The sequence below is a fragment of the Rhizosphaericola mali genome (assembly GCF_004337365.2).
GTDB lineage: Bacteria > Bacteroidota > Bacteroidia > Chitinophagales > Chitinophagaceae > Rhizosphaericola > Rhizosphaericola mali.
Genome location: NZ_CP044016.1, coordinates 1,743,750 through 1,768,660, shown reverse-complemented (window position 1 = coordinate 1,768,660; position 24,911 = coordinate 1,743,750). Strand labels below are relative to the sequence as shown.

The 24,911-nt window shown below is 39.5% G+C and carries 31 protein-coding genes; 6 read left to right on the top strand and 25 right to left on the bottom strand.

Features of this window, described 5'->3' with window-relative positions:
• Positions 1 to 34 precede the first annotated feature (34 nt).
• The 5 genes from E0W69_RS07800 to E0W69_RS07780 form a co-directional block, all read right to left on the bottom strand.
• Positions 35 to 997, bottom strand: a complete 963-nt coding sequence (locus E0W69_RS07800; protein ID WP_131329463.1) for a quinone oxidoreductase family protein — start codon at positions 995 to 997, stop codon at positions 35 to 37.
• 71 nt (positions 998 to 1,068) lie between these two features.
• Positions 1,069 to 1,647: a Crp/Fnr family transcriptional regulator gene (locus E0W69_RS07795; RefSeq protein WP_131329461.1), complete on the bottom strand. Its 579-nt coding sequence runs from the start codon at positions 1,645 to 1,647 to the stop codon at positions 1,069 to 1,071.
• Positions 1,648 to 1,821: 174 nt separating this feature from the next.
• On the bottom strand, positions 1,822 to 2,406 hold the full coding sequence (locus E0W69_RS07790; RefSeq protein ID WP_131329460.1) for a hypothetical protein: 585 nt from the start codon (positions 2,404 to 2,406) through the stop codon (positions 1,822 to 1,824).
• Positions 2,407 to 2,574: 168 nt separating this feature from the next.
• Positions 2,575 to 2,988: a hypothetical protein gene (locus tag E0W69_RS07785; protein ID WP_131329458.1), complete on the bottom strand. Its 414-nt coding sequence runs from the start codon at positions 2,986 to 2,988 to the stop codon at positions 2,575 to 2,577.
• 49 nt (positions 2,989 to 3,037) lie between these two features.
• Positions 3,038 to 3,661, bottom strand: a complete 624-nt coding sequence (locus E0W69_RS07780) for a hypothetical protein (RefSeq protein ID WP_131329456.1) — start codon at positions 3,659 to 3,661, stop codon at positions 3,038 to 3,040.
• Positions 3,662 to 3,927: 266 nt separating this feature from the next.
• On the opposite strand from E0W69_RS07780, the gene E0W69_RS07775 reads away from it, so the two are divergent.
• From E0W69_RS07775 to E0W69_RS07760, 4 genes are all read left to right on the top strand, one after another.
• The gene (locus tag E0W69_RS07775) at positions 3,928 to 4,488 is read left to right on the top strand and encodes a Crp/Fnr family transcriptional regulator (protein ID WP_131329454.1); all 561 of its coding nucleotides are present in this window, start codon (positions 3,928 to 3,930) and stop codon (positions 4,486 to 4,488) included.
• Positions 4,489 to 4,565: 77 nt separating this feature from the next.
• Positions 4,566 to 5,447, top strand: coding sequence for an aldo/keto reductase (locus E0W69_RS07770; RefSeq protein WP_131329452.1), 882 nt, complete (start codon positions 4,566 to 4,568; stop codon positions 5,445 to 5,447).
• Between the two features lie 396 nt (positions 5,448 to 5,843).
• Positions 5,844 to 6,503, top strand: a complete 660-nt coding sequence (locus E0W69_RS07765; protein WP_131329451.1) for a TetR/AcrR family transcriptional regulator — start codon at positions 5,844 to 5,846, stop codon at positions 6,501 to 6,503.
• Complete coding sequence (locus tag E0W69_RS07760; protein WP_131329449.1) at positions 6,504 to 7,823, top strand: ABC1 kinase family protein; 1,320 nt, start codon at positions 6,504 to 6,506, stop codon at positions 7,821 to 7,823.
• Positions 7,824 to 8,734: 911 nt separating this feature from the next.
• Here E0W69_RS07760 and E0W69_RS07755 read toward each other — a convergent pair.
• From E0W69_RS07755 to E0W69_RS20590, 3 genes are all read right to left on the bottom strand, one after another.
• Positions 8,735 to 9,067, bottom strand: a complete 333-nt coding sequence (locus E0W69_RS07755) for an alcohol dehydrogenase catalytic domain-containing protein (protein WP_304487943.1) — start codon at positions 9,065 to 9,067, stop codon at positions 8,735 to 8,737.
• Positions 9,068 to 9,160: 93 nt separating this feature from the next.
• Entirely contained in the window at positions 9,161 to 9,403 is a 243-nt protein-coding gene (locus tag E0W69_RS20595; RefSeq protein WP_225321441.1) for an aldo/keto reductase, read from the bottom strand.
• Positions 9,381 to 9,731 carry an aldo/keto reductase gene (locus E0W69_RS20590; protein WP_255478228.1) on the bottom strand — a complete coding sequence of 117 codons (351 nt, stop codon included), beginning with the start codon at positions 9,729 to 9,731 and terminating at the stop codon, positions 9,381 to 9,383. Before E0W69_RS20590 ends, E0W69_RS20595 begins: the two co-directional genes overlap by 23 nt.
• 99 nt (positions 9,732 to 9,830) lie before the next feature.
• Between E0W69_RS20590 and E0W69_RS07745 the strand changes: the two genes are divergently transcribed.
• Positions 9,831 to 10,112, top strand: a complete 282-nt coding sequence (locus tag E0W69_RS07745; RefSeq protein ID WP_131329448.1) for a transposase — start codon at positions 9,831 to 9,833, stop codon at positions 10,110 to 10,112.
• Positions 10,001 to 10,993: an IS3 family transposase gene (locus E0W69_RS07740; RefSeq protein ID WP_131329447.1), complete on the top strand. Its 993-nt coding sequence runs from the start codon at positions 10,001 to 10,003 to the stop codon at positions 10,991 to 10,993. Before E0W69_RS07745 ends, E0W69_RS07740 begins: the two co-directional genes overlap by 112 nt.
• A gap of 192 nt (positions 10,994 to 11,185) precedes the next feature.
• On the opposite strand, the gene E0W69_RS20585 is transcribed toward E0W69_RS07740, so the two are convergent.
• The 17 genes from E0W69_RS20585 to E0W69_RS07660 form a co-directional block, all read right to left on the bottom strand.
• Entirely contained in the window at positions 11,186 to 11,275 is a 90-nt protein-coding gene (locus tag E0W69_RS20585; RefSeq protein ID WP_225321440.1) for a hypothetical protein, read from the bottom strand.
• Positions 11,272 to 11,493, bottom strand: a complete 222-nt coding sequence (locus tag E0W69_RS07730) for a hypothetical protein (RefSeq protein ID WP_131329446.1) — start codon at positions 11,491 to 11,493, stop codon at positions 11,272 to 11,274. Before E0W69_RS07730 ends, E0W69_RS20585 begins: the two co-directional genes overlap by 4 nt.
• Positions 11,486 to 11,680 carry a hypothetical protein gene (locus tag E0W69_RS07725; protein WP_131329445.1) on the bottom strand — a complete coding sequence of 65 codons (195 nt, stop codon included), beginning with the start codon at positions 11,678 to 11,680 and terminating at the stop codon, positions 11,486 to 11,488. The genes E0W69_RS07730 and E0W69_RS07725 overlap by 8 nt, the downstream gene beginning before the upstream one ends.
• A 102-nt stretch (positions 11,681 to 11,782) precedes the next feature.
• Complete coding sequence (locus E0W69_RS07720) at positions 11,783 to 12,853, bottom strand: DUF932 domain-containing protein (RefSeq protein WP_131329444.1); 1,071 nt, start codon at positions 12,851 to 12,853, stop codon at positions 11,783 to 11,785.
• A gap of 66 nt (positions 12,854 to 12,919) precedes the next feature.
• Positions 12,920 to 13,336, bottom strand: coding sequence for a single-stranded DNA-binding protein (locus tag E0W69_RS07715; protein WP_131329443.1), 417 nt, complete (start codon positions 13,334 to 13,336; stop codon positions 12,920 to 12,922).
• Positions 13,337 to 13,866: 530 nt separating this feature from the next.
• On the bottom strand, positions 13,867 to 14,370 hold the full coding sequence (locus E0W69_RS07710) for a hypothetical protein (RefSeq protein ID WP_131329442.1): 504 nt from the start codon (positions 14,368 to 14,370) through the stop codon (positions 13,867 to 13,869).
• Between the two features lie 211 nt (positions 14,371 to 14,581).
• A complete protein-coding gene (locus tag E0W69_RS07705) occupies positions 14,582 to 15,418 on the bottom strand; it encodes a hypothetical protein (RefSeq protein WP_131329441.1) in 837 nt (278 codons plus the stop codon).
• A 96-nt stretch (positions 15,419 to 15,514) separates the two neighbouring features.
• The gene (locus tag E0W69_RS07700) at positions 15,515 to 15,997 is read right to left on the bottom strand and encodes a hypothetical protein (protein ID WP_131329440.1); all 483 of its coding nucleotides are present in this window, start codon (positions 15,995 to 15,997) and stop codon (positions 15,515 to 15,517) included.
• Positions 15,998 to 16,044: 47 nt separating this feature from the next.
• The gene (gene traN / locus E0W69_RS07695) at positions 16,045 to 16,908 is read right to left on the bottom strand and encodes a conjugative transposon protein TraN (protein WP_131329439.1); all 864 of its coding nucleotides are present in this window, start codon (positions 16,906 to 16,908) and stop codon (positions 16,045 to 16,047) included.
• Between the two features lie 71 nt (positions 16,909 to 16,979).
• Positions 16,980 to 18,194 carry a conjugative transposon protein TraM gene (gene traM / locus E0W69_RS07690; protein WP_191968001.1) on the bottom strand — a complete coding sequence of 405 codons (1,215 nt, stop codon included), beginning with the start codon at positions 18,192 to 18,194 and terminating at the stop codon, positions 16,980 to 16,982.
• 19 nt (positions 18,195 to 18,213) lie between these two features.
• On the bottom strand, positions 18,214 to 18,375 hold the full coding sequence (locus E0W69_RS20435; RefSeq protein WP_191968000.1) for a hypothetical protein: 162 nt from the start codon (positions 18,373 to 18,375) through the stop codon (positions 18,214 to 18,216).
• A gap of 238 nt (positions 18,376 to 18,613) precedes the next feature.
• Positions 18,614 to 19,231 (bottom strand): conjugative transposon protein TraK, encoded by a 618-nt coding sequence (traK, locus tag E0W69_RS07685; RefSeq protein WP_131329437.1) that lies wholly within the window; start codon positions 19,229 to 19,231, stop codon positions 18,614 to 18,616.
• 107 nt (positions 19,232 to 19,338) lie between these two features.
• Positions 19,339 to 20,310, bottom strand: coding sequence for a conjugative transposon protein TraJ (gene traJ, locus E0W69_RS07680; protein ID WP_131329436.1), 972 nt, complete (start codon positions 20,308 to 20,310; stop codon positions 19,339 to 19,341).
• A gap of 11 nt (positions 20,311 to 20,321) precedes the next feature.
• Complete coding sequence (locus tag E0W69_RS07675) at positions 20,322 to 20,954, bottom strand: TerB family tellurite resistance protein (protein ID WP_131329435.1); 633 nt, start codon at positions 20,952 to 20,954, stop codon at positions 20,322 to 20,324.
• A 34-nt stretch (positions 20,955 to 20,988) separates the two neighbouring features.
• Positions 20,989 to 21,624: a hypothetical protein gene (locus E0W69_RS07670; RefSeq protein ID WP_131329434.1), complete on the bottom strand. Its 636-nt coding sequence runs from the start codon at positions 21,622 to 21,624 to the stop codon at positions 20,989 to 20,991.
• A gap of 46 nt (positions 21,625 to 21,670) precedes the next feature.
• On the bottom strand, positions 21,671 to 22,351 hold the full coding sequence (locus tag E0W69_RS07665) for a conjugal transfer protein TraI (protein ID WP_131329433.1): 681 nt from the start codon (positions 22,349 to 22,351) through the stop codon (positions 21,671 to 21,673).
• A gap of 31 nt (positions 22,352 to 22,382) precedes the next feature.
• Positions 22,383 to 24,884, bottom strand: coding sequence for a TraG family conjugative transposon ATPase (locus E0W69_RS07660; RefSeq protein WP_131329432.1), 2,502 nt, complete (start codon positions 24,882 to 24,884; stop codon positions 22,383 to 22,385).
• Between the last annotated feature and the right edge of the window lie 27 nt (positions 24,885 to 24,911).

Below are 24,911 nucleotides of genomic sequence, written 5' to 3'. Positions count from 1 at the left end.
AAATATTTTGCCCTCACAATGTTAGCATCTGTTTTTATATATTCACAACCAGTCGTTTGCCTCTTTCAATATCCATTTTCCAAACTTCTTCTATTTCATTCAAATTAACATCTATCGTTTCAATTTTCAAATTGCCGTCAGCTGCGAGTTGAAATGCTTCGGGAAGAATTTCTGCAAACAAAAAACTTACTTCTTCTCGTGTCCAGCTACCTAATCCTGAACCTGAAATTTGGATGTCTGTACCACGTAAAATGGAGGAAGACAAGGTTATAGTGTCGCCAGTCATAGCCCCAACAGTAACGTATCGTGTACGATGTGAAAATTGACTGTTTCCTTTTAATGATGATAAAATTAATTCGGCACTTAATCCCCATAGATAATCAATTACTACATCAATGGGGGTTTCTTTTATCTGTGAAATGAATTTTTCATCATCTTGCTTAAGTGAAATTATTTCATCTGCTCCGAGTTGTAGTAATTCATTCAAGGACTGTTCATTTCTTCCTGTTACTATTACTTTTTTAGCTCCATAATGTTTAGCTATTTGTACTGCTATTTTTCCCGTAACCCCAGTTGCTCCATTTATTAAAACGGTTTCCCCTCTTTGTAATTTAGCTCTAAAAAGTAAGGCCAATGCAGAACCCATCACCGCATTTGGTAGTGCGGCAGCTGTTGCCCAATCCAATCCTTCTGGTATTTTAACCATATGATCTTTTTCGATAATAGCTTTTTCTGCAATCATTCCGCGCGTTGCCAATCCATAAACTTTTGTCCCATCATCAAGTAGCCCAACGCCGTCACCGCCTATTATTTTGGGATTCCATTCTTTATCTTTTACAGAATAATGTTTGCCACTTGCCTGTCCTTTATCAATGTTCTTAATGGCTGCTGCTTTCACTGAAATCAGTAATTCATTTTCATTTTGAAGGATAGGCTCATCGAAATCTGTAACATATTTTGGAATATCGCCTTTTTTAAACACTACTGCTGCTTTCATTTTATTTATATTTTCAAACAAAACTACGCTCGGTATTTTTTTACTGCGATAACATTTGTTATCAAATTAGACTATTTGTTTTCTTTTGCTATTTTACTTTTTATTCTACTTAGATGTACACTTGAAATTCCCAAATAAGAAGCGATATAATGTTGTGGTACACGCTTTACTATTTCTGGTCGCTCTGTCATTAGATTCATATAACGTTCTTGGGGAGAGTCTTTAATAGTGGAAAAGAAATATTTCATATAGACAAAGGTTCTTTCAAAAATGCTGTCTATAAACTTATCCCTTAATTGAGGAACGACCTTAATTGCTTCCATCATTTTATCAAAATCTCTTTTATAGATCCACCATAAAACACTTGGTTCGATTGTTTCAATAGTTACTGGGCTAGGAATATTCTTTCTAAAACTTTCGATAGATCCCACCATTTCATTTTCAAAAAAGAATTGGCAGGTAAGTTCTTTGCCATCATTATTAAACCACACCCGAAGACTCCCTTTTTCTATAAAGAACATCTTTTTTGAAATCTTACCCTCATGAAGTAATATTGTTTTAGCGGGTGCTTCCATTTGATGGAAATAGTCTTTGTAATCTTTCCATTGATAACCATCGGTATGTAAACTTTTGCTAAATAGTTCGAACATTAATTTGTATTTGAAAAACTTAATCTTTGATATCCTAATTAATCCACTTAGTTAGAAGTTATTGTGATGAAATCATACTCCTTTAGTTTAAATCAAGGACGAAAATATAAAACCAATAATACGCTAATCCAACATACTTTCACCCTTCACAAGTCGTCAAACACATGAGCGCTATTAAATTCTGTTTGTATTGTCTCTAAAAGAGTCTAAAAATTTAGTTTGTTTTATGACTTCTTTAAATATTACGTTGCTTTTTTTATTAAGACATATAATTTGAACTTCTCCTGAATAATGAATATAAAATATAATATTTTGGTTTATATCGGTAAAATGATAATCGAAGAATTCGCTATCGGATCTCGTAATTGTATAAAAATGAGGTAAGAATTCATTTAATTTTTCACTTTCCACTTGAATTCCACCATTAAATTTCGAGTTAATTTTTAAAGATTTAAAGTATTCAATAGTTTTGATTAATGGTTTAAAATCTTTTCTTTTTTCAGTTTGTTTCGAAATCCAAGATTTATTCCGAGCATCAAGAAAAATAAAGGTTTTGAATTTTAGCAATTTTAGCAATTTGATAATTTGGTCTTCTAAAATTTCAGTAGAACCTTTCTCTAGTTTTAACCAATACAAATATTTAGATTTTGGAAAATAGATTACTTCTGATTGTGTTTCTTTTTCATATTCAATTAGAGGAAGTTTTCTAAATCTTATTAAGCAAATATTTCTGCTGATTCGTTTTATTTTTTTAGACATAATTTCGTAAAGGCATTACAGATAACAATCTCGGGCTTGACAGCTAGTGACGGAAATAATGATTATTCAGTTCAAATTTAGTACAAAAGTTCAATAATGATATCGAGTTGAGTCGATATTCTTTCGCCCGTCACAAATCGTCAAACTAATCTGCTGCCATTATTAATTCTACCATTTAATACGTTCGACATATTCTTTATCTTGGTATTTAGTAAAATTTGAAACTTTAAATAATGTTTCTGATACCAAATGAAATCTCCATATTGCTGATTTTTCATTCCAAGGATCAGTCAATATTTCGTATTCAGCTTCGTTAATATATTTGATGTCGTATGCAAAATTATCTATTTCAAATTCTGATTTTATTGTAGAAAATATATAATAATTGATTATTTTTTCTCCACCTACAATACATTTTTTGTACACTTCATCAATTATTCCAAAACTAGGCTCTCCATAAAAATTTCCAATATAGAATTCTTCATTGCTTTGCGTTTTTATTAGAAACACATTTTCGTAAATATTGCCTAATAAAAAATCTGAAGTTTGGAATAATATTTTAAAGTTTTTTTCAATTTTCATTTAGCATCATGTATCTATATGGTTGCAGATAACGTCCTCGTTTTTCTTTCTACCATAATTTCCACCAAGGTTTCTTTTCGGCAATTGTTTGCGTTTGTTGTTGTCTAAAATCGTCAAGTTCATTTTTCATTTCGTCACTGTAAGCAAGTTGTTTAACTGTATACGTTCGTTTGCGTTTGGCTTCTAAATCAATCCCTAATTTCTCTGCCAATTTCAGAATGTCATCAGAAAATATGTTTTCATTAATATTCAACCCATTTTCTTGTTCTAATGGCTCGTATATATTGTCGGAAATTTCGCCACTCGAAACAAAGAATTTTCTTTTTATAGTTTCATTATAAACCGTAAATCCAAACGTGTTTGATGTTGTCTGAATTATAAAAGTTACAATATCTGTATTTAGAGTTCTTGACAGTTCAAGTAAAGCTTCTTCTTCAAACGAGTCGACTATTTCTGGGTCGTGAATTATCGTCCAGCCATTGTCTACCCAAATTCCTCTTATCGCAACTTCGTTATTTGTAAACTCGAAATAGTTGTCAAACAAAAAATCATTGAAAGTCTGCCAGTCCTCAAAATGTTTGTCTTTTTTGGTATCAATGTATTTAAATACCGAGAAGATTTCGTCAACTCTGTCAATATGGTCACCATTAATGGCAATGAAACTGTTTGTCATATTATGCCAGTCTTAAAATGAGTGCTAACGTATTCGGGCTTGACGGTTTGTGACGAAAATAGTGATTATCAGTTCAAATTTAGTACAAAAGTTCAATAATGATATAGAGTTGAGCCAATATTCTTTCGCCCTTCGAAAATATCAAACTAATCCTTTGTTTTGTTTTTTAACTATTGCATTTATCTTTGAATTCGTGAAATTAAAACTTTCGCGCTACTCTTTTAACTAGCGACTTGAGTTAATTGAGTATGATTTAACTTTAGATTATGGAAGAACTTATTCAATATATTTTGAAATTTGGAAGTTTAAATCAGCAACAAATTGCACTATTAGAGCAAAAAGCGCATGAATCAATCCTTATTAAAGATGCTTATTTTACAGAAGCTGGAAAAGCTTTTAATAATGTGGCATTTATTCTTGAAGGAGTACTACGTATCATCTATTACGACAACAAGGGCAAAGAAATTACCAAGTATTTTTTAGAAGAAAACCATTTTATTGCCAACCCATATCATGGCGAGATAATGACAGAATATATACAGGCGGCGACCACATGTAAACTCATCGTTTTTTCGGCACAAGATTGGAAAATACTTTCGGATACTATCATTGGTTGGGACAATATTTTCAATAAAATATTCCAAAAAGCGATAATGGAAAAAATGGACAGAAGAAGTGCATTAGTTTCGGAAGACGCCAGCACCCGTTATCTTTCTTTTTTGGAAAAATTCCCCACACTGACTAATCGCATTCCGCTTTCCTATATTGCTTCTTATCTGGGTATAACGCAACAATCGCTAAGCAGAATCAGAAAAAACATTCATTAAAATTGCTTTTTACCAAATGGTAAACTGTTTTATAAATGGTTGTTGCAACTTTGTGCTCATTAATAAAAAAAGCAAAAATGAGCATAAAAAAAACAATTACAATCGGCGCCAATACAACATATCCACTAACCGTAAAAAGATTTGGATATGGGACTATGCGTTTGACTGGAGAGCAAGTATGGGGCGAACCCGAAAACAGAGATGAGGCCTTGGCAATATTAAAAGCTACCTCGGATAATGGTATTCAATTTATCGACACCGCGGATTTTTATGGAGCGGATGTTACCAATCGCTTGATTGCCGAGGCATTATATCCTTATAATAAAGATGTGTTAATCTGTACCAAAGTGGGGGTTGCCAGAGGCGCAGACAAAAGTTGGCAAGTGTACGACAAGCCGGACAATCTGCGGGCTAGCATCGAAAAAAATCTCCAAACACTCAAAACGGAACAAATTCAATTAGTTCATTTTCGTGTGATGCCAGGAAGTGCAACACCATTTGAAACTTCTTTACAAACAATGTTTGAGATGCAAAGAGAAGGAAAAATTTTGCATATTGGCTTGAGTAATGTGAGTAAAGAAGAATTGGAAATTGCCTTGCAAATGGGAAATATCGCAACCGTAGAAAATGTTTTTGGCTATGAACAACGTAACAGTTTTACTACAGGCGGAATGGAACTGAGAGGGATGCATGAAGTGTTGGATACTTGTGTAAAAGAGCACATCGTTATGATTCCTTTTTTCTCGCTACAAACATCTTTGCACAATAAAGAAAATAAAATAACTGTAATTGCGCAAAAATATGGTGTAACGAATGCTCAAGTAAATTTAGCATGGGCGCTTCACTTTAACGATTTGATTTTACCTATCCCTGGAACCTCCAAGCTCACACATTTTCATGAGAATTGTAAAGCTTTTGACCTAGAACTTTCCAAAGAGGATTTGCAGTTTCTAGGATAAATAAAAGCGCGTTCGGTACAATTCTTTTTTCATTTAAATGATATTGTATGAAAATCACAAAGCCACTAACAAGCTGATTGTTAGTGGCTTTGTGTGAATTGTGTATAATTGATATATCCTAAATATGGTGACGCATGCTATATTTTTATCCCAATTAATACTTAAATTTTAATGATTTATTAGCAAATGCTATTGTAAAAAGAATCACAAATTTTGTTTTAGGTATCGAATTAAATAGAAAATTTCTATTTACTAAAACTATTTGCGAACTTAAAACTTAATAGTATATTTTTAGTAACTTCACACTATAAATTACGCTTCTTCTAAAGCGTTTTTAGGTATACGATTTAATATTGGTTTTTACATCTAACTATAAGTTTTTATTAAATTTTAGATATGGAAAATGAAACAATAATCACCGAAGAAAAAATACTTGAACTATATGGAGACTACATACTCCATCATGGCAAAAAGCCAGACAATGTGTATCTTTTTGCAAAAGAAAATGGTTTTGAGGAAAAGGATTTTTATGTCCATTTTTCAAGTTTTGAGCAAATAGACAAAAAAATACTTTCTAGTTTATTTCTACAGTCGGTAGAATTAAGTTCAACCGCGGATGGTTTTGAAAATGCATCCTCTAAAGAAAAAATGCTGAATACTTATTTCATCTTTTTCGAAAACCTGACGATGAACAGATCACTAGTACTGAAGGTTTTGGGGCATAATAAAATATATTTTACTAAAGTAAGCAGCGAACTACGAGAAGCGCACCAGCGTTTTGTGAAAACACTCAATTTTAATGAGTGGGAAATTATATCCAAAGCGAAAGATAATATCAAAAATATCAGTGAAAAAGCTAAGGAGCAGTTGTTATGGGCGCATCTTGTGTCCGCAGTGGAATTTTGGAAAAAAGACACTTCGCCATCATTTGAAAAAACAGACCTCTATTTAGAAAAAACCATCGATACGGGCTTCGATCTTATAGATAACGAACCATTGAGAAAAGTGATGGATCTTGGCAAGTTTCTTTTTAAGGAAACATTTAAAAAAAATTAAATGAAGACGCTAGATAAAATACCCACAGGAAAATTGGAGCGTACTGGAAGCATTTTGAAAGCTGGTGCAAAAGTTGGGGTGAATTACCTCAAATATTATGGAAATAAAATAATCAAAGATGAGGAGCAGGCTAGAAAAATCCTCAATGAAGACAATGCAACAGATATCTATGATTCTTTGAAAGAATTGAAAGGTTCAGCCCTTAAAGTTGCCCAGATGTTGAGTATGGAAAAAAACATTCTTCCTCAGGCGTATGTGGATCGTTTTTCTCTTTCTCAGTTCTCTGTACCACCTCTTTCCAGTGCATTGGTAAATAAAACATTTAGAAAATATTTTGGTAAAAATCCAGAAAATATTTTCGATTACTTTACTCCTGAATCTGTAAATGCGGCTAGCATCGGTCAGGTACATCGTGCAGTAAAGGATGGTAAAAAATTGGCGGTAAAAATTCAGTATCCAGGCGTGAGAGAGAGCATCTCTAGTGATTTGAAGCTAGTGAAACCTATCGCGATGAAAATGTTTAACATTAAAAAAGAAGGTTCAGAAGACTACTTTCAGGAAGTCGAAAACAAACTTTTTGAGGAAACAGACTATAATCTTGAATTGAGAAGAAGCCAGGACATCTCTGTTCGGTGTGGTCATATTCCCAATTTGAAATTTCCAGCATACTATCCAGAGCTCTCTTGTGAAAAAATAATCACGATGGACTGGATGGAGGGCAAGCATTTTTCAGAATTTACCAAGCTAGTAAACACTCAGGAAGATCTTAACAAAATAGGTCAGACACTTTGGGATTTTTATATGTATCAAATACATGTTTTAAGACAAGTACATGCAGATCCGCATCCCGGAAATTTTCTTATTTCTGCTGAAAAAGATTTGATGGTGATAGATTTTGGATGTATCAAAGAAATTCCAGATGCGTTTTACATTCCTTATTTTGAACTTTCCAAAAAAGAAATAACCAACGATCCTATTCTGTTTTCTGAAAAACTTTATGAATTAGAAATCCTTAGAAAAGACGATTCTCCACGAGAAATAGAATTTTTTACACAACTTTTTTATGAACTTTTAGAGTTGTTTACAAGACCGTTCAATACGGAGATTTTTGACTTTTCAAATGAATCTTTTTTTCAGGAAATTGCAGATCTTGGACAACGATATGTCAAAATGAGTGACATGAAAGGGATGAATGCTAATCGTGGATCCAAACATTTTATTTATATGAACCGAACTTTTTTCGGTCTTTATAGTATGATGCATGACCTGAGGGCTAAAGATTTAAAAATAAATCAGTATCAAAAGTATATTGAACAATAACTATCAAATAACTTAAAAATATAGGAGGTTCTCGGATGATTTTTTAAATAGATAAAAATATAATAATTGAGACTATGTAAAAATATTAGTAAGTCATATACCAAAAAATACCTTTTTTTGAAATGAAATCAGTGTAGTTGCCAAAGTATTGAGCTCTTTTTGATATTTTGTTATTTTATACAAGAACATCTAAGATAATCACTATTAATATTAATAGGCAATTTAATTGCATTTATGTATGGTGCGGAATGGCTTAATAAAGATGTAACACTATAGTCTGCTACTTTTTAAAATAATAGATTGAATCATTAATAGTTCAACCGCTCCTCGGATCTGGTTTGAATGGCATTTTCCCACAACGTATCACCTCGACAGCCGGACAGCCAAAATCCAATACCACTTTCCCTTCCACCAGATAGATTCCATTCCCTAGTAAAGGATATTTAACCAGTGAGGGTGGAAAATGCACAGTATCCACAAAATCCCCATGGATATCTAGAAAAGTGCCAAACTTCATGTATTCTCCATTTTTGGTGCGCACTGTTTTGTCGCAGATAAATTCCAACACCATGCGCACAGTGTGTCCTTCTTTGGATTACAGCTCTTTTGAAGTGCAATTCCCGCGGTAATCACTTTTGGTAAGTGAAAAGAAAGGCTCCGTCACTGGAAACCCCAACAGTTCTATTTCATCATATAAATCTTCGAGTAAAGACGTTTCCAATTTAGGCAAAATGGGTTTCTTTGATGCTGTTTCAAATAAGGCATTTGTTGGTTTAGCTATTTTATTATTTTAACTTAACAACAAATGCGTAACCCAGAGGAGTTATTTCTTTCCGATTTTGGTAAATCATTCAATAAAATAAGGAAACGGGAGCACACTTATAGAACAGTTGGATACATTTTGGAAACGTTTAGAAACACGTATGCGCTCCCAAATGCTTATCGGGGGCGTTATATGTGCCAATCTTTCCGTTTTCACAATATTGCTCCAATCCCTCTTTGTTTTCGTACTCCCGGCAGCTATCTACCATACAGCCTACGCCTGCAAGATCGCCAACCTTAAATTTGGTAACGCCCTCACCAACTTTTGTAATCCGTCCCACAATTTCATGACCGGGAACATTGGGGTACGAAGTGCCGCCCCATTCGTTCCTCGCAGTATGCAAATCGGAATGGCATACACCACAGTATAAAATATCAATCTCCACATCCTTTGCCGTTACTTCCCTGTGCTGGATGTCCATCTGTTTTAAATCGGCTTCGGAGGCTTCTGTACCGAACGCTTTTTTATAGAAAATGTACCCATAGTTTAGACGAACTAAAATTTTATTGTTTTATTAATTCCAAAAGACAGGGAATTTGCTGAACTCGACGTAGTCTTTGATATTCTCTATATTTTTCAGTTGCTCCATATCTTCTGTCGATATTTCAAAATCTACCTCCGAGTTACTTTTCATATTCTTTGGATTGGCTGTTTTTGCCACTGGCAACAATCCCGATTCAAGATAGTAACGGATAGCCAATTGAGGAACCGAAAGATTGTACTTTTCAGCCATTTTAATGACAACCTGATTTTTCATCAAATCCCCTTGGGCAATCAATGCGCGAATAGGCTACTACGAGGATATTGTGTTGCTGGTAGTAGGCAATTAATTCTTTTGGCGTATTGCTGATATGCGTTAAAATCTGATTGACCATCGGTTTTACAGTACAGCTTGGAAGGATGTTTTCAATATCTTCAACCTGAAAGTTTGAAACGTCGATAGCATGAATTTTCCCCGCTTTGTAAGCATCTTCCAAAGCACGCCAAGTCTCACGGTTCCCCTCAAAATGGCGGTCTTCTTTATCGTACTCTGCCCACTGTTTCGGCGCATGGATAATCATCCGGTCGATATACTCAATGTCCAATGCTTTAAGCGAACTTTCGATACCTGCAACGGTTACTTTGGAGTTGCTACCTTTGAGTGGAGACGGATTTGATCATTAAAAAATTAAATTTGTCCAACGATGGGAAGATTATTTGAAGAAAGCTTTAAGAAAATGGCAGTAGAACTGTCTTACGTAAAAGAATCAGTATTGTCAGCAGCCAAAGAGCTAGACATAAGTGCAGATTTGTTAAGTAAATGGCGCAGGGATCCAAGATTTAACGGCGGTACACTGGTGCCTAAAAACAATAAATTAAGTCCAGAGGAACAGGAACTCAGGGAATTGAGAAAGAGATTGAAGGAGGCAGAATTGGAAAATGCGATATTAAAAAAAGCGGTGGCCATCTTCGCGGGGAAAGACTGAATAAATATGCCTTTATAAAAGATCATACAAACGAATATTCAGTAGAGAAGATGTGCCATGTATTAAAAACAAGCAGCAGCGGATTTTACAGGTGGCTGTTACGTCCCCAAAGTAATAGGGCAAAGAAAACTCAAACAATGTCTGAACTAATTAAAGAAACATTTGAACATAGCCATAATATTTATGGTAGCCCCCGCATAGCACAGGAACTGAACAACAAACAACATTATGTTTCAAGATCCTATGTAGCCAGATTAATGAAAAGAATGCATCTAAGAAGTAAAATACGTAAGAAATATGTTGTCACCACGGATTCAGACCACGACTACAGATTAGCTGAAAATCTCCTTCAAAGAGATTTTTCAGCGGATGGGATTGGTCAGAAATGGGTAGGCGACATCACTTACATTAAAACGGGTACAGGATGGCTGTATCTGAGTTCGGTAATCGATCTAGCAGACAGAAAATTAATTGGTTATTCTTTTAGTAGTGACATGACGGCAAAAAATACGGTTATTGCTGCATTAAGGATTGCCGTTAAGACCAGAGGTGTTCAACCTGGACTGGTCTTTCATTCAGATAGAGGAGTTCAATATGCAGGTAAAGAATTCACTACCTTATTGAAAAGCCATGAAATTACCCAAAGCATGAGCCGAAAGGGAAACTGTTGGGACAATGCTGTCGCAGAAAGCTTCTTTAAAACATTAAAAACTGAATTTGTTTATCACAAACATTTCCAAAACAAGGAGATCGCTAAATTTGAAATATTCAGATACATAGAAGGATTTTATCATGCCAGGAGAATTCACTCGGCCTTGGGTGGAAAAACTCCCAATCAAATGGAACAATTCTATTTATCTAAACAAAGCATTGCTGCTTAAAAAAAGTCTCCACTTTTAAGTTGCAATTCCACTTCATAACCTTTTGTGGCCGCATCCAGTTTTGTGGTTACAAAAATTTCAGATCTCTTTAGTCTGCAGGTTCTAATGCCCTCGCCAACGCCACATTCGTTAGTGGAATCAAATTATTGGCATCGTCGCCACAAGCTTCATTTTCTAACAACATAGAAACGATTAGTTATTATCTGCCCCTTTGGCGATGTTTAATTGTAACACGCCTGTGAAATCCAATTGTGCTATCTGTTTGAAAAAATTAGTATTCATAGTTCCTTTATTTTAATGATTGGTTTTTTGTTATTTCTGTCATAGTTGACTCTATAGTTGTTGGATTCAATTATTCCTTGTAAAAGGTTTTTGGCAGGGGTCGCATCCATATCATCCTCTTTTGTCTTATCCAAGTAGTGTAGTCGTTCAAATATTTTGACTATAGTACCCATGATAGACAGGGCTTTATAATCTGTTTTGTTACTTAGGTTACTCATTGTTTTGATTTGATTTTAGGATTAATAATTTATGGTGCAAATCATACCAATAGGCTCTTTGTTTTTTGTTGAATTCCGAAAAGTCACCATCGACCTGACTATAAGCGAAAAATGCCTCAGACTGCCGTATGGCTTCGTCCAAATTTGTGACTTCCAATGTGAAGCCGTTTAAATCAGTTAAGTTCATATTGTAGTTTGTTTATAGTTGTTTTATGTCAGTCTTTGTCATGACTAATTTATGTTTTAGACAACCGCCATTTGACGGCTGCCTGTTTTGAATGGATTTGAATTAATTAAGTAAAAGAGCCTCTTTGCCATGCTCGGCAAATGCGCTACATAAATCGAGTGCTTTCTGTGCTTTGGTGGCTGCTGTTCCACCATATACCAAAGATTTAAGTTTGGCTTCTTCATCCTTGTAACTTCTCACATTCTGAAAATAACCTGTAATGGCATTGTACGCCCCGAATACTGTTCCTTTGGTCGTTTCTAGTTGCTGTGTTTCTGCGGTCATCGCATAACTAAACACTTCTTCACATTGATTTTTGAATACGGTTGACAAATCGCTGTATCTGTTATCTTTTAGGATTTGTAGGGTTTCCTTGTTGGGTGTCATGGCTAGTTCAATCAACCTTTTGACTTCTTTGTCTGTAATGTGAACCTTTGCAAAATGGTTGAAACTTTCTTCCATTACTTTGCCGTTGGCGGTAGCAATACCCATCACCCTATGGGCTTCCACCAATTTTGCTGCTGCTCCCCCTGTGTGGCGGATGCGAACCATATTTCCCATATTGTTTAATGCTGCATTTAAAGTATTATTACAAACGATCCTTACAGGGGTAAACGCTGCGGTTATGCTTCCGCTGCCGTCGTGCGATGTAGTCAAAAATAAATACTGTTCTAAATAGTCATTGCTGCCGACCTTAATGTAATCGGGTAGTTTGGCGGTTATGAAAATACGTTCTCCATTGCCCAAAGCGCCTGCGGTCTCGTATAGGATGCCATCGCCACCGCCAACAATGGCGTCAAAGAATGCGAACGCTTCCCTGTTTTGGATGATGTTGTAATCATTGCCCACCACGCCCAAAGGTTGGTTGGTGTCTGTGCGAAGGTTGGCGAATGCATTGGGGACTAGAATATCGTTGGCTTCTTCTAGTTCGCCACTATCACCAATGCTCCTGGTTCTGCCTGTGGTAAACAATGGGGATTTGATGACTTCGAAATCGAGTCCTGCAACCTGCATGGCTTCTGCACTGGTTGGGTAATCAGTCATTATCTGCCCCAATCCGTGCCAAGGCTTTTGCTTTACACTGAAAAAACTGTATTTGCCTGTCTGTTCGTTGAAATTTAAATTATGTGCCATGTTTTTTGAATTATGAGTTATGAATTAAGAATGATGAATGATTTTTTTGAGATGTGAAAAGAGTCATTAAAAAGGAAGGTCGTCTTCGCCTGTGGTAGCTGCCACCGTTTGGGCTGTTATCCCATTCTTGGACGGTTTTGATTCTACGGAGCTACTACCATTTGATTTATTGCCACCGCCCAGTATTTTTATTTCGGAGACGGTAAAGGAAAGGTTTGCCCTTGTGTTGCCTTCCAAGTCCTGCCAAATACGGGGTTCGTTAAGCCGTCCGCTTAGCTGCACGATTGTTCCCTTTGTGAGATAGTCCGCGATGGCGGAACTTCTCCAGTAGCTGCAATCAATGTAGGTGACCAGCTTTGTCACCTCCGTTGCGCCTTTCTTTTTGTAGCTGTCATTGATGGCGAGGGTAAAAACTACCACCTGTTTGTCTGTTTTGGTTTTTCTGACCTGAGCGTTGGTCGTGAGCCTACCTGTTATTTCCATGTTTTTTAATTTTAATTTTTTTAATTTTTTTTCTTTTCACCAGCCCTTTCAATCGGTTGGATTATCGGTGGTATCTGGACAAGGGACGTACGTTTTCATTTTTTCGATTTTTGTGTAACAATGCCATAAGTCCGTGTGCCTCTCCTGCGGACAGACCGTGGAATACCGCAAGCGAGGCACGAGCGGGATATGCCGCGAAAGCTGTCCGCAGGAACAGTGCCACGGACTTTGTTTTGTGCAACCAATAAATCGGAAAGGGAAACGGGGTGTTGGGGATGTTCAGTGCAACGAAGCCGACAAAAAGTAGGCGGTGGAAAACAGGCCATTGTTTTTTTCATAAGGGTTTGTAAAAAGTATTCCATTGTTGGTCATGTGCTACCTCTAATGGGGACAAAAGGGGACTGCATTTCGATCATACTTACGGACTGTAAATCGGGATGGAGCATAAAAAAACAGGGACTTCATCCTGCGATGAAATCCCTGTTCAAAAACGTGGGCAAAAAAAAATACAAGAGTCTTTGAAATCCTGGTTAGACTTTTTGGATCTGTATGGATAAATTCCTTACTATTTCCAACAAATCTTCTGACAATGGACTTCTACCTTCCCTGTATTCCAACATGCATTGAGCAATGGACATATACAGACCAGATTTTCCTATATAGTTTTTTATAGTTTTTTTCTCTTCTGGCGTAAGTTGAATGTTTTCTCCTTGTACAAAAACGCGTTTCTGTAGTGTAGTTCCGTCCAGTAGCATCCTGCACTGCCCATTTTCCTCTTTGAGTATCTCGAACCCAACAGCCAATGCCAAATGTTTACCAGCGATGTACATTTTCTCACTCACGAGTGAGCGACTCAAGGTAGTCCTCAAGATCGGGTTACGTGCAAGTAGGTGCGGAAGGATGATTTCTTTCAGCGCCATTTTTACGATACCTTTCCTTCTGAAAGTCGGAACCGAGTAGGCAAAGAGTTCCGTATCTCTTTCCAGTACCGCTCCCATATAGTCTGGACCTTCCTTCAAAAGATAGATATCCAAGGGACAATTGTTTTGTTCAGATGACCATATCCGCGCCAACCAGATCTTTTCGGAAAGCTTGCGGGTGACTATGTGGAACCCCAAAGGAGATTTGTTATTGTTGAGCTGCTCCAACAGCGTTCTTATGTATCTGTCCTGTTGCATTTTCTCTGGTTTTAAAATGGATTTTTAAGGACTATGAAAAAAAGATTCTTCCATAGTCCCGTTACGATCAACGACGCATCCCTTTGGATGTATTTTCCGTAACCGCTTCGGTCTTTTGCTTTCTTGGCAAACGCTTGACCCCGGTTTCTTCCTTTAGTGATGGTTTGACGTCTTTGGTTACGGTTTCTCCTGGATGTTCAATAAAAGGTTGCTCTTTGACTGAGATTGTATTACCATTGGATTGAAGGATGCGCGTGTTCGATTTGTCAAAGACGTCGATGGTCTTGAACTGCGGATTGGCCACGATTGTGTTTTTCTGCGCCTTGCCATCCATTTCCATATCGACTTCTACGGCGTTGCCTTTTTTTAAAGAACTAGCGATCCATTTAGGTAGATCCTTGCCTTCTTCCGTTTTTAGGGGTAAGTCACTAAGTGCTTTGGACATATCAAAACCATAAGAAGGAAAATAGGTCTTTCTTTCAAAGTTGCCGTTGTTCTTTTTGCTTTGAAAATTGATCTGTGTCCATATCTCCTGACGGGAGCCGTCTTCGAGTTTGATGGATTTGGCCACGGCTCGCCCCTCCAAGAGGTTTACAGCCTCTCTAGTGGTAATGCCATTGTTTTTTGTGATGGCAAAATACTGGGTCTTCTCCGGGTTTTCCTTTAGCGTCGCTTGGTATCCGTTGAAAAAATAGATATCTGGTTGTTTTTCGGATTGTTTGAAATCCAGCCGAAAGTCTGCCTCTTTCCCTGCTACATGCATCTGCAATGGAACAGAAAACTCTTTTGTCTGCTTGGAAATTTCGTCATTGAGTGTTTTGTTGGCTTCAATACCAAAGCCACTATAGTATAATCCCTTTTCTAGGTAGGCGATATTTTCCGCCTTTGTAATTTCTTTAGCCATGTATGTCTGTTTTAAGATGTGAAGATGTAAAAATTGAATTGGATAAACTATGTGCACAATAAAGGAAGGGTTCGAACTATACAGTTGGACTAATAGTTAAATACTTCTGCCACGTCTTTGCCTTAGTTCTTGCGCGGGTTGGTGTACTTTTCTAGGAATACGCACGACCTTGCTTTTAACCACTTTGTTCTGTACCGGTTTAACTTGTATACTTGGACTTTTACCCGAAAACGCCACTTCCGTAGAAGCATTTCTTTTTCTTTCTACCAGTTTGCCGACCTGTCTGAGCCCACTTTTGGCTACACTTGCTGTAAAGCGTACTATTCGCCTTGTGTAACGAACCAAGCGGTTGGGGTATAGTTGTTTTTCCAGATGATGGCTGCCGGAACGTATAAGGCGCAGTCTTACTCGGTCATCCAAGGACAGCTTACCTTTTTGGTGGGTTTGGTAGATCCGTTGCATTTCAGAGAGTCTTATTTTCTGGTAACCTTTGGTTCGTAATGCTGCCTTGCCGAATACGGCAGCATGGCGTAGTTCTGCCTGCCGCCAGTTTTCCATTTCCTTGGATAGTCTGCTCATGATAAAAATTATGAATGATGAATTATAAATGATGGGTTATGTTTTAACTATAGTCCGTGCGCCTTCATGAGGGTCTTACCGTTTATTTTCAGTTTCAGGTGACGGTCACCGTCTTTTTCGAAAAACTGAATAACCAGGTCTTTGTGGTCGGCGATGGTAAAGCGATGGAAAGCAACTATGATCGTATTTGTAGCTCCTGCTTTTATAATGCCATTGCTTTCAGGAAAGATCCCAACCGTTTTACACTCGCTCTCCTGGTCTGCTGTCCTTTTCAGCCGTTTCCGGTCCTGGGTGTAAAAACGGGTGAAATCGATGAGATAATCCATGGGACTGTCGTTTTTCAACTCCAAACGAAAAAAAAGAACATCCTCCTTTGTGTAGATCCCGTTCAGTGCAAGTCGTACATCATACGAGACTGTTTTGGGCTTTTTGAGAAAAGGTTTACTACTTAGGATGACATTTGTTTCCTGTTTAATCTGTTCGTCGCCCAATTTCTGACTGGTAAGTATGCTCTTCGTTTTTTCTACAGTTTCCTGCTTGCCGAGGTCTATGGGACGGTCATCGGGGTACTGGGAGAAAGTGACACGAAAAGAATAGATCTTTCCGTCAGTGGTGACCACAGTCGCATTGGTGGGGGCAAAGTCCTCCTTTGCCGCCTTGATCCTAAGTATATTGTCTACACCCTGCAAAGGGCTGGCTATTATATCGGTACTGCCTAGGTCCACGCCCTTGGTCACAATCTTGAAAGGAAATACCAGTACGGTAGTATTGGTGAGCCCCACCGCTATAGGATATTGCGGTACATAGGACGATGGATGTATCTTTTCAAGTTCAGACGTTTGTGCCCAAAGCGGAACGGCGACGGATACCGACAAAAAGGCAAAAAGAAGTTTTAAAATTAATTGTTTCATAACGAATGGTTGATGGGTGAAAAAATGATGGAAGGTTGGAGGTATGAGGCTTGAGGGATAAGTTTTGAGGTCTACTGCCTGTTCTGTCGGCTCTTGTCCACTAGCAAAACCTGATATCCTGCCCGAACGGTAGCCTTTACGAGTTTTATTTTTCTAGTAAATAGACTCTTCGCGGTCTGCACGGCGGCGCTGGCTGCCTGCGCTCCGATACCAGGATCGAGGGCCATCAGGTTCATGGACTGCAATGCCTGGTCTGTACCTTCCTTGGTGGCGTCGCGGGAGATGGCATCCGGTATCCTGATACCTTCCTGGCCGTCCATGTCATAGACCGTTAGGGAGGTCGGTAGTATTCTGTCCCCGGATCTAATGGAGGATACACTGATTTTGAGTCGTTCCCCACTTAGGGTACAGTTGCCGTATACCAAGGAACCTTTTTCTATGGACTGTCCAGCGATCAGGATATCCGACGACAGCCTGAGTTTGACGGTGGCTCCACTTGTCAGCGTTTGGCTCTCCTGCACCTCGGCGGCAACTGCAGTACTGTTTACAAAAGCAGTATCGACGTTTTCGGTCAAACCGTAAAATCCAATAGGTGCATTATTTTCTTTGGAAACGATTGGATTGGTAAGGATATCCTGCCCTACTTCAACAATAGGATACACCTGTCCTTTGTTTTTAAGGCTTTCCTGTTCCAGTCGATCCTTTACGATCTCTGGGTGCTGTACCTCCATGATCTTGTTGAGGACGGTATTGATCTGTTCTATCTGCGGATCTGGTTGGGACAATCCGTTACTAGTCATCTGATGCATCTGCTGCTGGACTTCCAGAAGCTGTCTTTTCAACTGCTGGTTCTCGATACTTTCATAACTGTCAGGACGATTCCCGTAGCCTTGGTTTTGGTTGAGCGTACGTTGCAGGGTCGCCAAACGGTCATTGACCTTGGATTCGTTTGGGTCGGTGTAGGATACACCTGTTTTTCCGGTAGAAATCATTGTAGAGTTATCTCCAGCCGCCGATGTATCCTGAATATAGGGATCGGATTTTCTCAAATCCCCCAAACCCATGGAGTCCTTCAAGGCTTGGGCGTAAAGGGACATCTTGTCGCCAGGTGCACTAATTAACTGTGCTTCGGGAAGCAAGGGATTAAGCCCCTTCGTTTGCGTGGTGGGTGTATTTTCTCCCTTACCGCCTCCCAAAGCGTAAAAGAATAGTGTCAAACAAGGGATCACTAGGACGGGTAACAATAAGTAAAATATTTTTTTTCTTTCCAACTGTGTAGGTTGCATGGAATCTGTTTTTAGGTTTTTAAAAATTATAGTTGGCTGTTTGACCATAATTTAGAAGTATGGTATCTAATCCCGTGAGTAAAAAGGGAAGGGTGTCTCCGGGAAGAAAAGCTCTTGGTGTCGTTATCTCATGTACCAAGATATTGTGGGATAGTGCGGGAACGGTGATCACTTTACCCACAGGTCGAACTATGTGGAACTTGAAAATAGAGAGTAACAACAGTACTATAAAACCGATACAGAAAACTGTCAGGAACCGTTTTTTGTGCCTAGTTTGCCAGTGCTGGGAACGACTGTTCAGCTTTTCCGCGATACACTTTTTGATTTGTTCCCATTTTTCCTTGACAGAATTCTTAACGGATACCACTTTTCTTGAGTGGAGCTTTCCTATGTTTTTGATGATGGTCATTTTTTTGTTTTTAGCGTTTGGTAATGAAGATGTCTGAATTGTCGAGTGTCTGCCAGCGTTCCACCAGAAACCCGTGTGGATTGTTGTCGCTTTGGGAGACTTCCCTTAGATAACCTTCGGTAACGATCCTACGAACAACCTTACTAGTAGGACGTGTAATGGTCTGCTTTCCATAATACCTAAAGTAGTATGGGAGCTGGTTGATGTCCAATGTTATACTGTCGTCCTGTATGCGCTGGGTGACATTGCCTGCAACGACATTGGAATAAAATCCCGATTCTTTCAGATTGTCGTACTGTTGTTTTGCTGAGTTGTCGGCGAGATAAAGTGCCTTTGTAACTTCCATGGCGTTAGCTTTCTCGTCCGGATCGAGCGTGAAGAAATAGTAGTGGAACATCCTTACATGGTCTTTTAGTTCCACCTGGATGTTGAACTTCCTGTCCATGGCGGTAGCTTCCAAAAGCTTTCCGTTACTGATGACATATACCTTTCCCTGTAGGCCTTGCACCTGCTGGAAGCTGGTATAGATCGCATAGCAGGAAACAATGGCGGCACAGCAGACAACGACAAAGGTGAACAGTTTTACATGCCTGAAAGCGGATTCGATGTTTTTTAGTTGACGGAACACGGCTTTATAATTATGAGTTAAGAATTATGAATTATGAATTATGAATTATAAGTTATGAGTTATAGTTCTTATAATTTATCATTTATAATTCATCATTGGATCAATGCTCACTTCATTCCCGGTATCAGTCTGGTCGCCTTGGATAACAGTGTGTCCCTACCACCGCCACCGGGTTGTACGATGTAAGAAGCCACGCTCGGTACGGTCGTGTAGCCTATGATGGAAATGACTAAAAAGATCATGTAGGCTACCATACTCACTTGTCCATCGGTCATCATAAGTTCCAATACCTTTGCGCTGATGGCTCCGAATATGTTGGCTACGGGTAGCCACATATAGACATGGATGTAGCGTGCGAACCAGTGCTCCAACGTATGATGCAGTCCTCCAAATACACTCAACCCCAGTACGATCGGGCCAACTATTGCGAGCACGAGTAGATAAAAAGTACGGATAGTGTCTATCGCTAGTCCTGCTGCCATGTAAGCGATCTGCAGCAGTTCGTTGATCCCTTCCTTGATCTTGTTTTTCCAGTCAAAGAACTGCGAAATGCTTCCGAGAAAACCGGAGCTTTCGCCGCCATCGTCCGGTTGCTCATATTGACTGTACTGGTCTGGATTACCCGTACCGGCTGTCGCCGTCTGGGGTTGGTTCATGATCTCGTCCTCCTGCTTTTTCATGAAGTACTCGATCCCTTTGTGGCTGTCCTTGGCCATAGCTGCGGTGGCCTCCGTGATGGGTTTTAATACGCCGTTCATCGCGTAGATGAGTGTTGGGAACAAAATAATCGCCAGTCCGATGGCAAATGGCCGCATGAGTGGATAGAAGTCGATGGGTTCGGCTCGGGCAATATGTCCCCATACCTTCATGGCTATGAAAAACAGGGCGCCCAGTCCCGCAATGGCCCTTCCCACACCGATCATCTTGCTGCAAAGAGGCATCATCTCGTCAAAAAGATTGGATAGGGTTTGGTGCAGACTGTAGATGCTGTCACCCGTGTCCTGTGCTTGGGCAAAGTCTGGCATAAAAAGAACTGCACTAATCACCAGTAGAATGGGTAATATATATTTTCGTTTCATAAAACGATTATTTAATGATTGCCTAAAATGGTTTGTTGTGTGACATGGTCGGATTGTAATGCCTGTCGCTGGATAATAATTTTATTGGCTCGTCGGCTAAAGCTCCGTAAGGCGGTCAGTTTAGCTTCCATGTCTTTATAGATACGGTCGATCTCTGTGATGCGTTCATTGTCACTCATCCTTGTCTGTCCTGCCGTGAGAACCATTACCAATGCATCCAAATTCGACACACTGCCATCCACAATTTTCGTATAGACAGCACTGGCGTAGGTGAGCTCGAAAGGAGAAAACATACTACTGGACTTAAAATGAGCCAAGGCTGTTTTATATTCGGACAGTATTTTTGCCTCGTTGGAAACTATGTCCCCTATACGGACATAGTTTGTCACAGTGGGACTTATTGCCAAGAGGCCGTCCAAAAAGACTTGGTGCAGACTATAGTTTCCTAAGGTAACACTTTTCACTTTGTTGTACCCGTTTTCAAGGGTAGTATAGGCGTTGAACATATTTTGGAGTGTCTGCTTCATTTGGGACAACTTTTCGATATCTAAGGAGAGCATCTCTAATTCTTGTGCCTGACCATGGCTATAATGTGGTAATACAATGGCTGTTATGCTGGTTAAAAGAATCAGTAGGTATTTCATAATTTAAATTTTGAAGATTGGACTCTATCCAACCTTATTTTAAACCGTATAGTTGACGGAGTTTGGATATCGCTTCTTTTTGGTGTTTGCGTCCCGTAATGATTGTATTTACACGTTTTTCAACGCCACTTAGCGAATTGTATTTCCCAACCATACGTTTGTTTACTTCATCTATCCTTTGGATGCGTTCATCGTCCGTCAACTGGTATTTTCCGTCTGTCAGAAAATTGTTTAACTCGTCTATGTCTTTTTCGGCTGCGTCCATCAGATTGTTTACAAGCGTTTTCAGGGATTTCTTTTCCTGCGAGGATAGCATGTCTGTACTGGAAATGTTTTTGTAAACGGAGGTCTGCAATGTTTCCATCTTGGCATAGAGATCTACAGTCTTTTGTGCTACCGGATACTTTTTAATGTTTGGACTTACCTGTAATAAGGAACTATAGTATAGACTATGCAAGCCATATTCCCCGTTTTTGAAGCCATGGGTTACATCCAGCCCATTCTGTGCGATGGAAAGTCCTTTGTCCAGATAACTACTATAGGTCTGTAGATAACCGATCTGGAGGATGTTGTTTTGGATCATCTTTTTGTCCTGGTTGCCAAATAGTTGGCTGTCTGCCTGAAAACAACAAATACACACTATCGATAAAGCCAACAATAAGTTTTTCATGATTCGTATTTTTTGATTCGTGAATAAGTAGTAAAAGAAAAAATCCTTATAGTCCATAATAGGATTTGATGGCTTTTACTTCTGTTTCTGAAGAGGCTCTGTTGATACTCACTAATTTGTTTTGCCTGTTAAACTGCAGCAGCGTAATCCTGTTGTTTTCCATGTTTGTCGCCAGCTTTTCGATGAGCGCCAAACGCCTGCCGTCACTCATTTGTGTAGAATAGGCACTGATGATGGTAGTAAGTGCTGAAAGGTCCTGTACACTTTTGTCCAGTATGCCCGTATAGACCGTGTACATGTACAGTATTTCCTTTGGCGTAAAATGGGCATCGTTTTTAAACAGGTTATAGGCTGTTTTATAGTCCGATACCATTTGCGTCTGCATCTGTAAGATTTTTCCCACTTTTTTATAGCCACTAATGACGGATTTTACCTGCTGTAGCTCCTGGTAGTAACCACTGAACAGGGTCTGTTCTTTTTGGGCAAAAGCGGCGATCTCGTCGAGTTTGAGTTTACCCATTGTATTTTCCACTACTTTTTGTGCATTCTGTAAGACAATGGTCTGGTTTTGTAGTTTCTGTATGCTGATATCAATGGCCTTGATGGCGGCTTTGATGGCATCACTGAACAAGGAGCCAAAAAGTGCATGGCTTTTTGTTGTGGGAGCAACGGACATCCCAATGGTCAATACTAAGGAAAGGAGGACTATCCCAAATTTAGTTTTCATGACATATTATTTTAAAAATGAAAAATCGAGGTCATTGTTTTTTGGTGAGTTGGCGTATACCGGCTTCCATGCTGCCGTACTTTTTGGCATATTCGAGTACCTCCACGCGTTCCTTGCCTTCGGTCGTATAGGCGAGGTATTCCTCGGGGCAGAGTTCGTTTTTGAATACCTTCATGCTTTGCCCACCGAGATCGATGAAGATCTCCCGGTTCTCCTTGTTGACGGACAATAGTAGCGCCTTGCCTTTGTCCGAAAGTCCCAATACGGATTGTAATTTGTCGAACTTGCTTTGGTATTTGCGCATGTCCATGAGTATCTTGACATCGGCGTTGTTGATGATCGCTTCCTTGATAACCGGACTGTCCACCAGGTCGTCGAGTTCCTGCGTAATGACGATGGGTATCCCGTTGAACTTACGGATGGTCTTGAAAGCGTATTTCAAAAAAGCCGCCATACCCGCCTTGGCGATCGCAGCCCAGGCCTCGTCCACACAGAGTACCTTGCGTTGTCCTTCCAGGTTGCGCATCTTGGAAATAAACAGTTCCATCACCACCATCGTTACCACCGGGAACAGGATCGGATGATCCTTGATCGCATCGAGTTCTATAACGATGAACCGGTTATTCAACAAATCCAGGTTCTCTTTGGCGTTCAAAAGGAAATCAAATTCTCCACCTTTATAGTAAGGCCTCAAAACATAAAGGAAATTATGCACATCAAAATATCGGTCTCGAACGCCCTGTGTTTCAAGTAACTTCACATAGTCTGATTGTAGGTATTCATAGAAACTGTCAAAACAAGGAAACATCTGATTGTTATTTGCAAGATGCATATAATACCCCGCCACGGCATTAGAGAGTGCCACGTACTCACTACGCGTAAAATCCTCGTTTTCCTGCTTCCAGAGTGCCGCGAGTAGGGTCTTTAGGCTTTCCTTCTTTTCCGTATCCAGTGTTGTCCCTTTCGGTAGATAAAACGGATTGAACCTGATCGGGTTGTTTTCCTCGTAGGTGAAGTAATAGCCACCACTGAGTTCACATTGCGCCTTGTAACTACCTCCGATATCCACCACAACGATATGACCTCCCTGTATGTATTGGGAACGAAGGATATGGTTGACGGTCATCGATTTACCACCGCCACTGCTACCACATACGAGTGTACCCATATTGGAGGTAAGACCTTTCTTTCTAGGGTTGTCATAGAGATCTAGCCAAAGCGGCATGCCGTTACGGTCACAGAACCTTGTCCCTGTATCTGCTTTGTCACTATGGTAGGCAGTCTCCATAGTTAACATGCAGGAGGCTTGTGGAATAAAAGTGTCAAATAGCTCACTGCTTGGAATCTCACTTTCGTTTCCAGGTAGTGCTGCCCAATACAGTTGGGCGGCACATAGATCCTCCTTTCGGGGGCGGAAACCTGCCTGCGAGACGGCGGCAGCAACTTTGGTATCCAGTTCTGCCACGGAAATATTCCCTTCCGTCCAGGCGCTGATGTGTATATGGGCTTTTATGGGGGCTATACCCTTGGAAATGGACTCGTCCATAAAATCGTTGATCGCATTTGCGCTAAGCGCATTGTTTCTTCCGGATAACGATAAGGACTGCATCCTTTTTCTTTTTTGCTCCAATTCCCGCATTGTTTTTTGTCCGTCGCTGATGACAATGAACTGTTCCAGGCTATGGTTGCATTCCAACAAAATACCCAAGGGTGCCATAAAACCGGTACTCAGCGTCGTTTTGTCCGTACTGAACTTGTCATATCTCTTGGAAGAAGCAACAAAGGCAGGTAGGTCCTCGGTCTCTGACAGACTATAGGTCACTACTTTTTTATTACCTATTGTGAACTCTGGTTTGAACTGGATATCGACCAATTTGGATGAACTACCCATAGGTTCCAGGTTTAGATGACTATCCAATAGTCCGTTTTTTTCTTTTGTGCCCAATAATTGCACTTCGGACAACCGACGACTTTTGACCAGACCATCTTCTGAAAGTACCCTTTCAAACCGCGCTACGTTAGCCTGGAAATCCATCAAGAAACGGTTATTCAACACTGCGGGTTCGATAAAGTGTTTTCGAAGTAGGTTACTGGAGACGTGAGAGGCGGGTTTTCTTCCAGGAGCCTTCATTGTGAGCATCAAAAAACTCCGGTGTTTCAGTGTTGCCCTTCCCTTGAAATGGGAATTGGCACTCAGGGAGAGAAAATCCTTTTGTTGGGATACTGTGCCCACTCCATCCTTTGTAAAGACGTCTTTTTTGTGGAGGATGCATCCAACGGGTAACAGTCCAATCACCTTTGTCCATAGGGCGTGTAGCCTTTCGTATTCTTCCGTGGAAAGGGTGAATATCTCGGGTAGTTCCAGCTCCAAACAAAGGGTGATGTCTCCCTGTTTGGAAAGTAAAAATCCGTTTTCCATTTTGTAAAGAGGGAACATCTCTTTCAAGTCCCGACGTTCGTCCTTGGGTTCTTTCAGTTCCAATAGAAACGAGGCAACCAGAACAACGACTAGTATAAAAAAAACAACGATCATAATTTACCGGTTGAAGAAGAAATAAAT

Coding starts and splice junctions, on each gene's coding strand:
- E0W69_RS07800 (WP_131329463.1), bottom strand. CDS start 997: ATGAAAGCAGCAGTAGTGTTTAAAAAAGGCGATATTCCAAAATATGTT.
- E0W69_RS07795 (WP_131329461.1), bottom strand. CDS start 1,647: ATGTTCGAACTATTTAGCAAAAGTTTACATACCGATGGTTATCAATGG.
- E0W69_RS07790 (WP_131329460.1), bottom strand. CDS start 2,406: ATGTCTAAAAAAATAAAACGAATCAGCAGAAATATTTGCTTAATAAGA.
- E0W69_RS07785 (WP_131329458.1), bottom strand. CDS start 2,988: ATGAAAATTGAAAAAAACTTTAAAATATTATTCCAAACTTCAGATTTT.
- E0W69_RS07780 (WP_131329456.1), bottom strand. CDS start 3,661: ATGACAAACAGTTTCATTGCCATTAATGGTGACCATATTGACAGAGTT.
- E0W69_RS07775 (WP_131329454.1), top strand. CDS start 3,928: ATGGAAGAACTTATTCAATATATTTTGAAATTTGGAAGTTTAAATCAG.
- E0W69_RS07770 (WP_131329452.1), top strand. CDS start 4,566: ATGAGCATAAAAAAAACAATTACAATCGGCGCCAATACAACATATCCA.
- E0W69_RS07765 (WP_131329451.1), top strand. CDS start 5,844: ATGGAAAATGAAACAATAATCACCGAAGAAAAAATACTTGAACTATAT.
- E0W69_RS07760 (WP_131329449.1), top strand. CDS start 6,504: ATGAAGACGCTAGATAAAATACCCACAGGAAAATTGGAGCGTACTGGA.
- E0W69_RS07755 (WP_304487943.1), bottom strand. CDS start 9,067: ATGGACATCCAGCACAGGGAAGTAACGGCAAAGGATGTGGAGATTGAT.
- E0W69_RS20595 (WP_225321441.1), bottom strand. CDS start 9,403: ATGAAAAATCAGGTTGTCATTAAAATGGCTGAAAAGTACAATCTTTCG.
- E0W69_RS07745 (WP_131329448.1), top strand. CDS start 9,831: ATGGGAAGATTATTTGAAGAAAGCTTTAAGAAAATGGCAGTAGAACTG.
- E0W69_RS20585 (WP_225321440.1), bottom strand. CDS start 11,275: ATGAATACTAATTTTTTCAAACAGATAGCACAATTGGATTTCACAGGC.
- E0W69_RS07730 (WP_131329446.1), bottom strand. CDS start 11,493: ATGAGTAACCTAAGTAACAAAACAGATTATAAAGCCCTGTCTATCATG.
- E0W69_RS07725 (WP_131329445.1), bottom strand. CDS start 11,680: ATGAACTTAACTGATTTAAACGGCTTCACATTGGAAGTCACAAATTTG.
- E0W69_RS07720 (WP_131329444.1), bottom strand. CDS start 12,853: ATGGCACATAATTTAAATTTCAACGAACAGACAGGCAAATACAGTTTT.
- E0W69_RS07715 (WP_131329443.1), bottom strand. CDS start 13,336: ATGGAAATAACAGGTAGGCTCACGACCAACGCTCAGGTCAGAAAAACC.
- E0W69_RS07705 (WP_131329441.1), bottom strand. CDS start 15,418: ATGGCTAAAGAAATTACAAAGGCGGAAAATATCGCCTACCTAGAAAAG.
- E0W69_RS07700 (WP_131329440.1), bottom strand. CDS start 15,997: ATGAGCAGACTATCCAAGGAAATGGAAAACTGGCGGCAGGCAGAACTA.
- traN (WP_131329439.1), bottom strand. CDS start 16,908: ATGAAACAATTAATTTTAAAACTTCTTTTTGCCTTTTTGTCGGTATCC.
- traM (WP_191968001.1), bottom strand. CDS start 18,194: ATGCAACCTACACAGTTGGAAAGAAAAAAAATATTTTACTTATTGTTA.
- traJ (WP_131329436.1), bottom strand. CDS start 20,310: ATGAAACGAAAATATATATTACCCATTCTACTGGTGATTAGTGCAGTT.
- E0W69_RS07675 (WP_131329435.1), bottom strand. CDS start 20,954: ATGAAATACCTACTGATTCTTTTAACCAGCATAACAGCCATTGTATTA.
- E0W69_RS07670 (WP_131329434.1), bottom strand. CDS start 21,624: ATGAAAAACTTATTGTTGGCTTTATCGATAGTGTGTATTTGTTGTTTT.
- E0W69_RS07665 (WP_131329433.1), bottom strand. CDS start 22,351: ATGAAAACTAAATTTGGGATAGTCCTCCTTTCCTTAGTATTGACCATT.
- E0W69_RS07660 (WP_131329432.1), bottom strand. CDS start 24,884: ATGATCGTTGTTTTTTTTATACTAGTCGTTGTTCTGGTTGCCTCGTTT.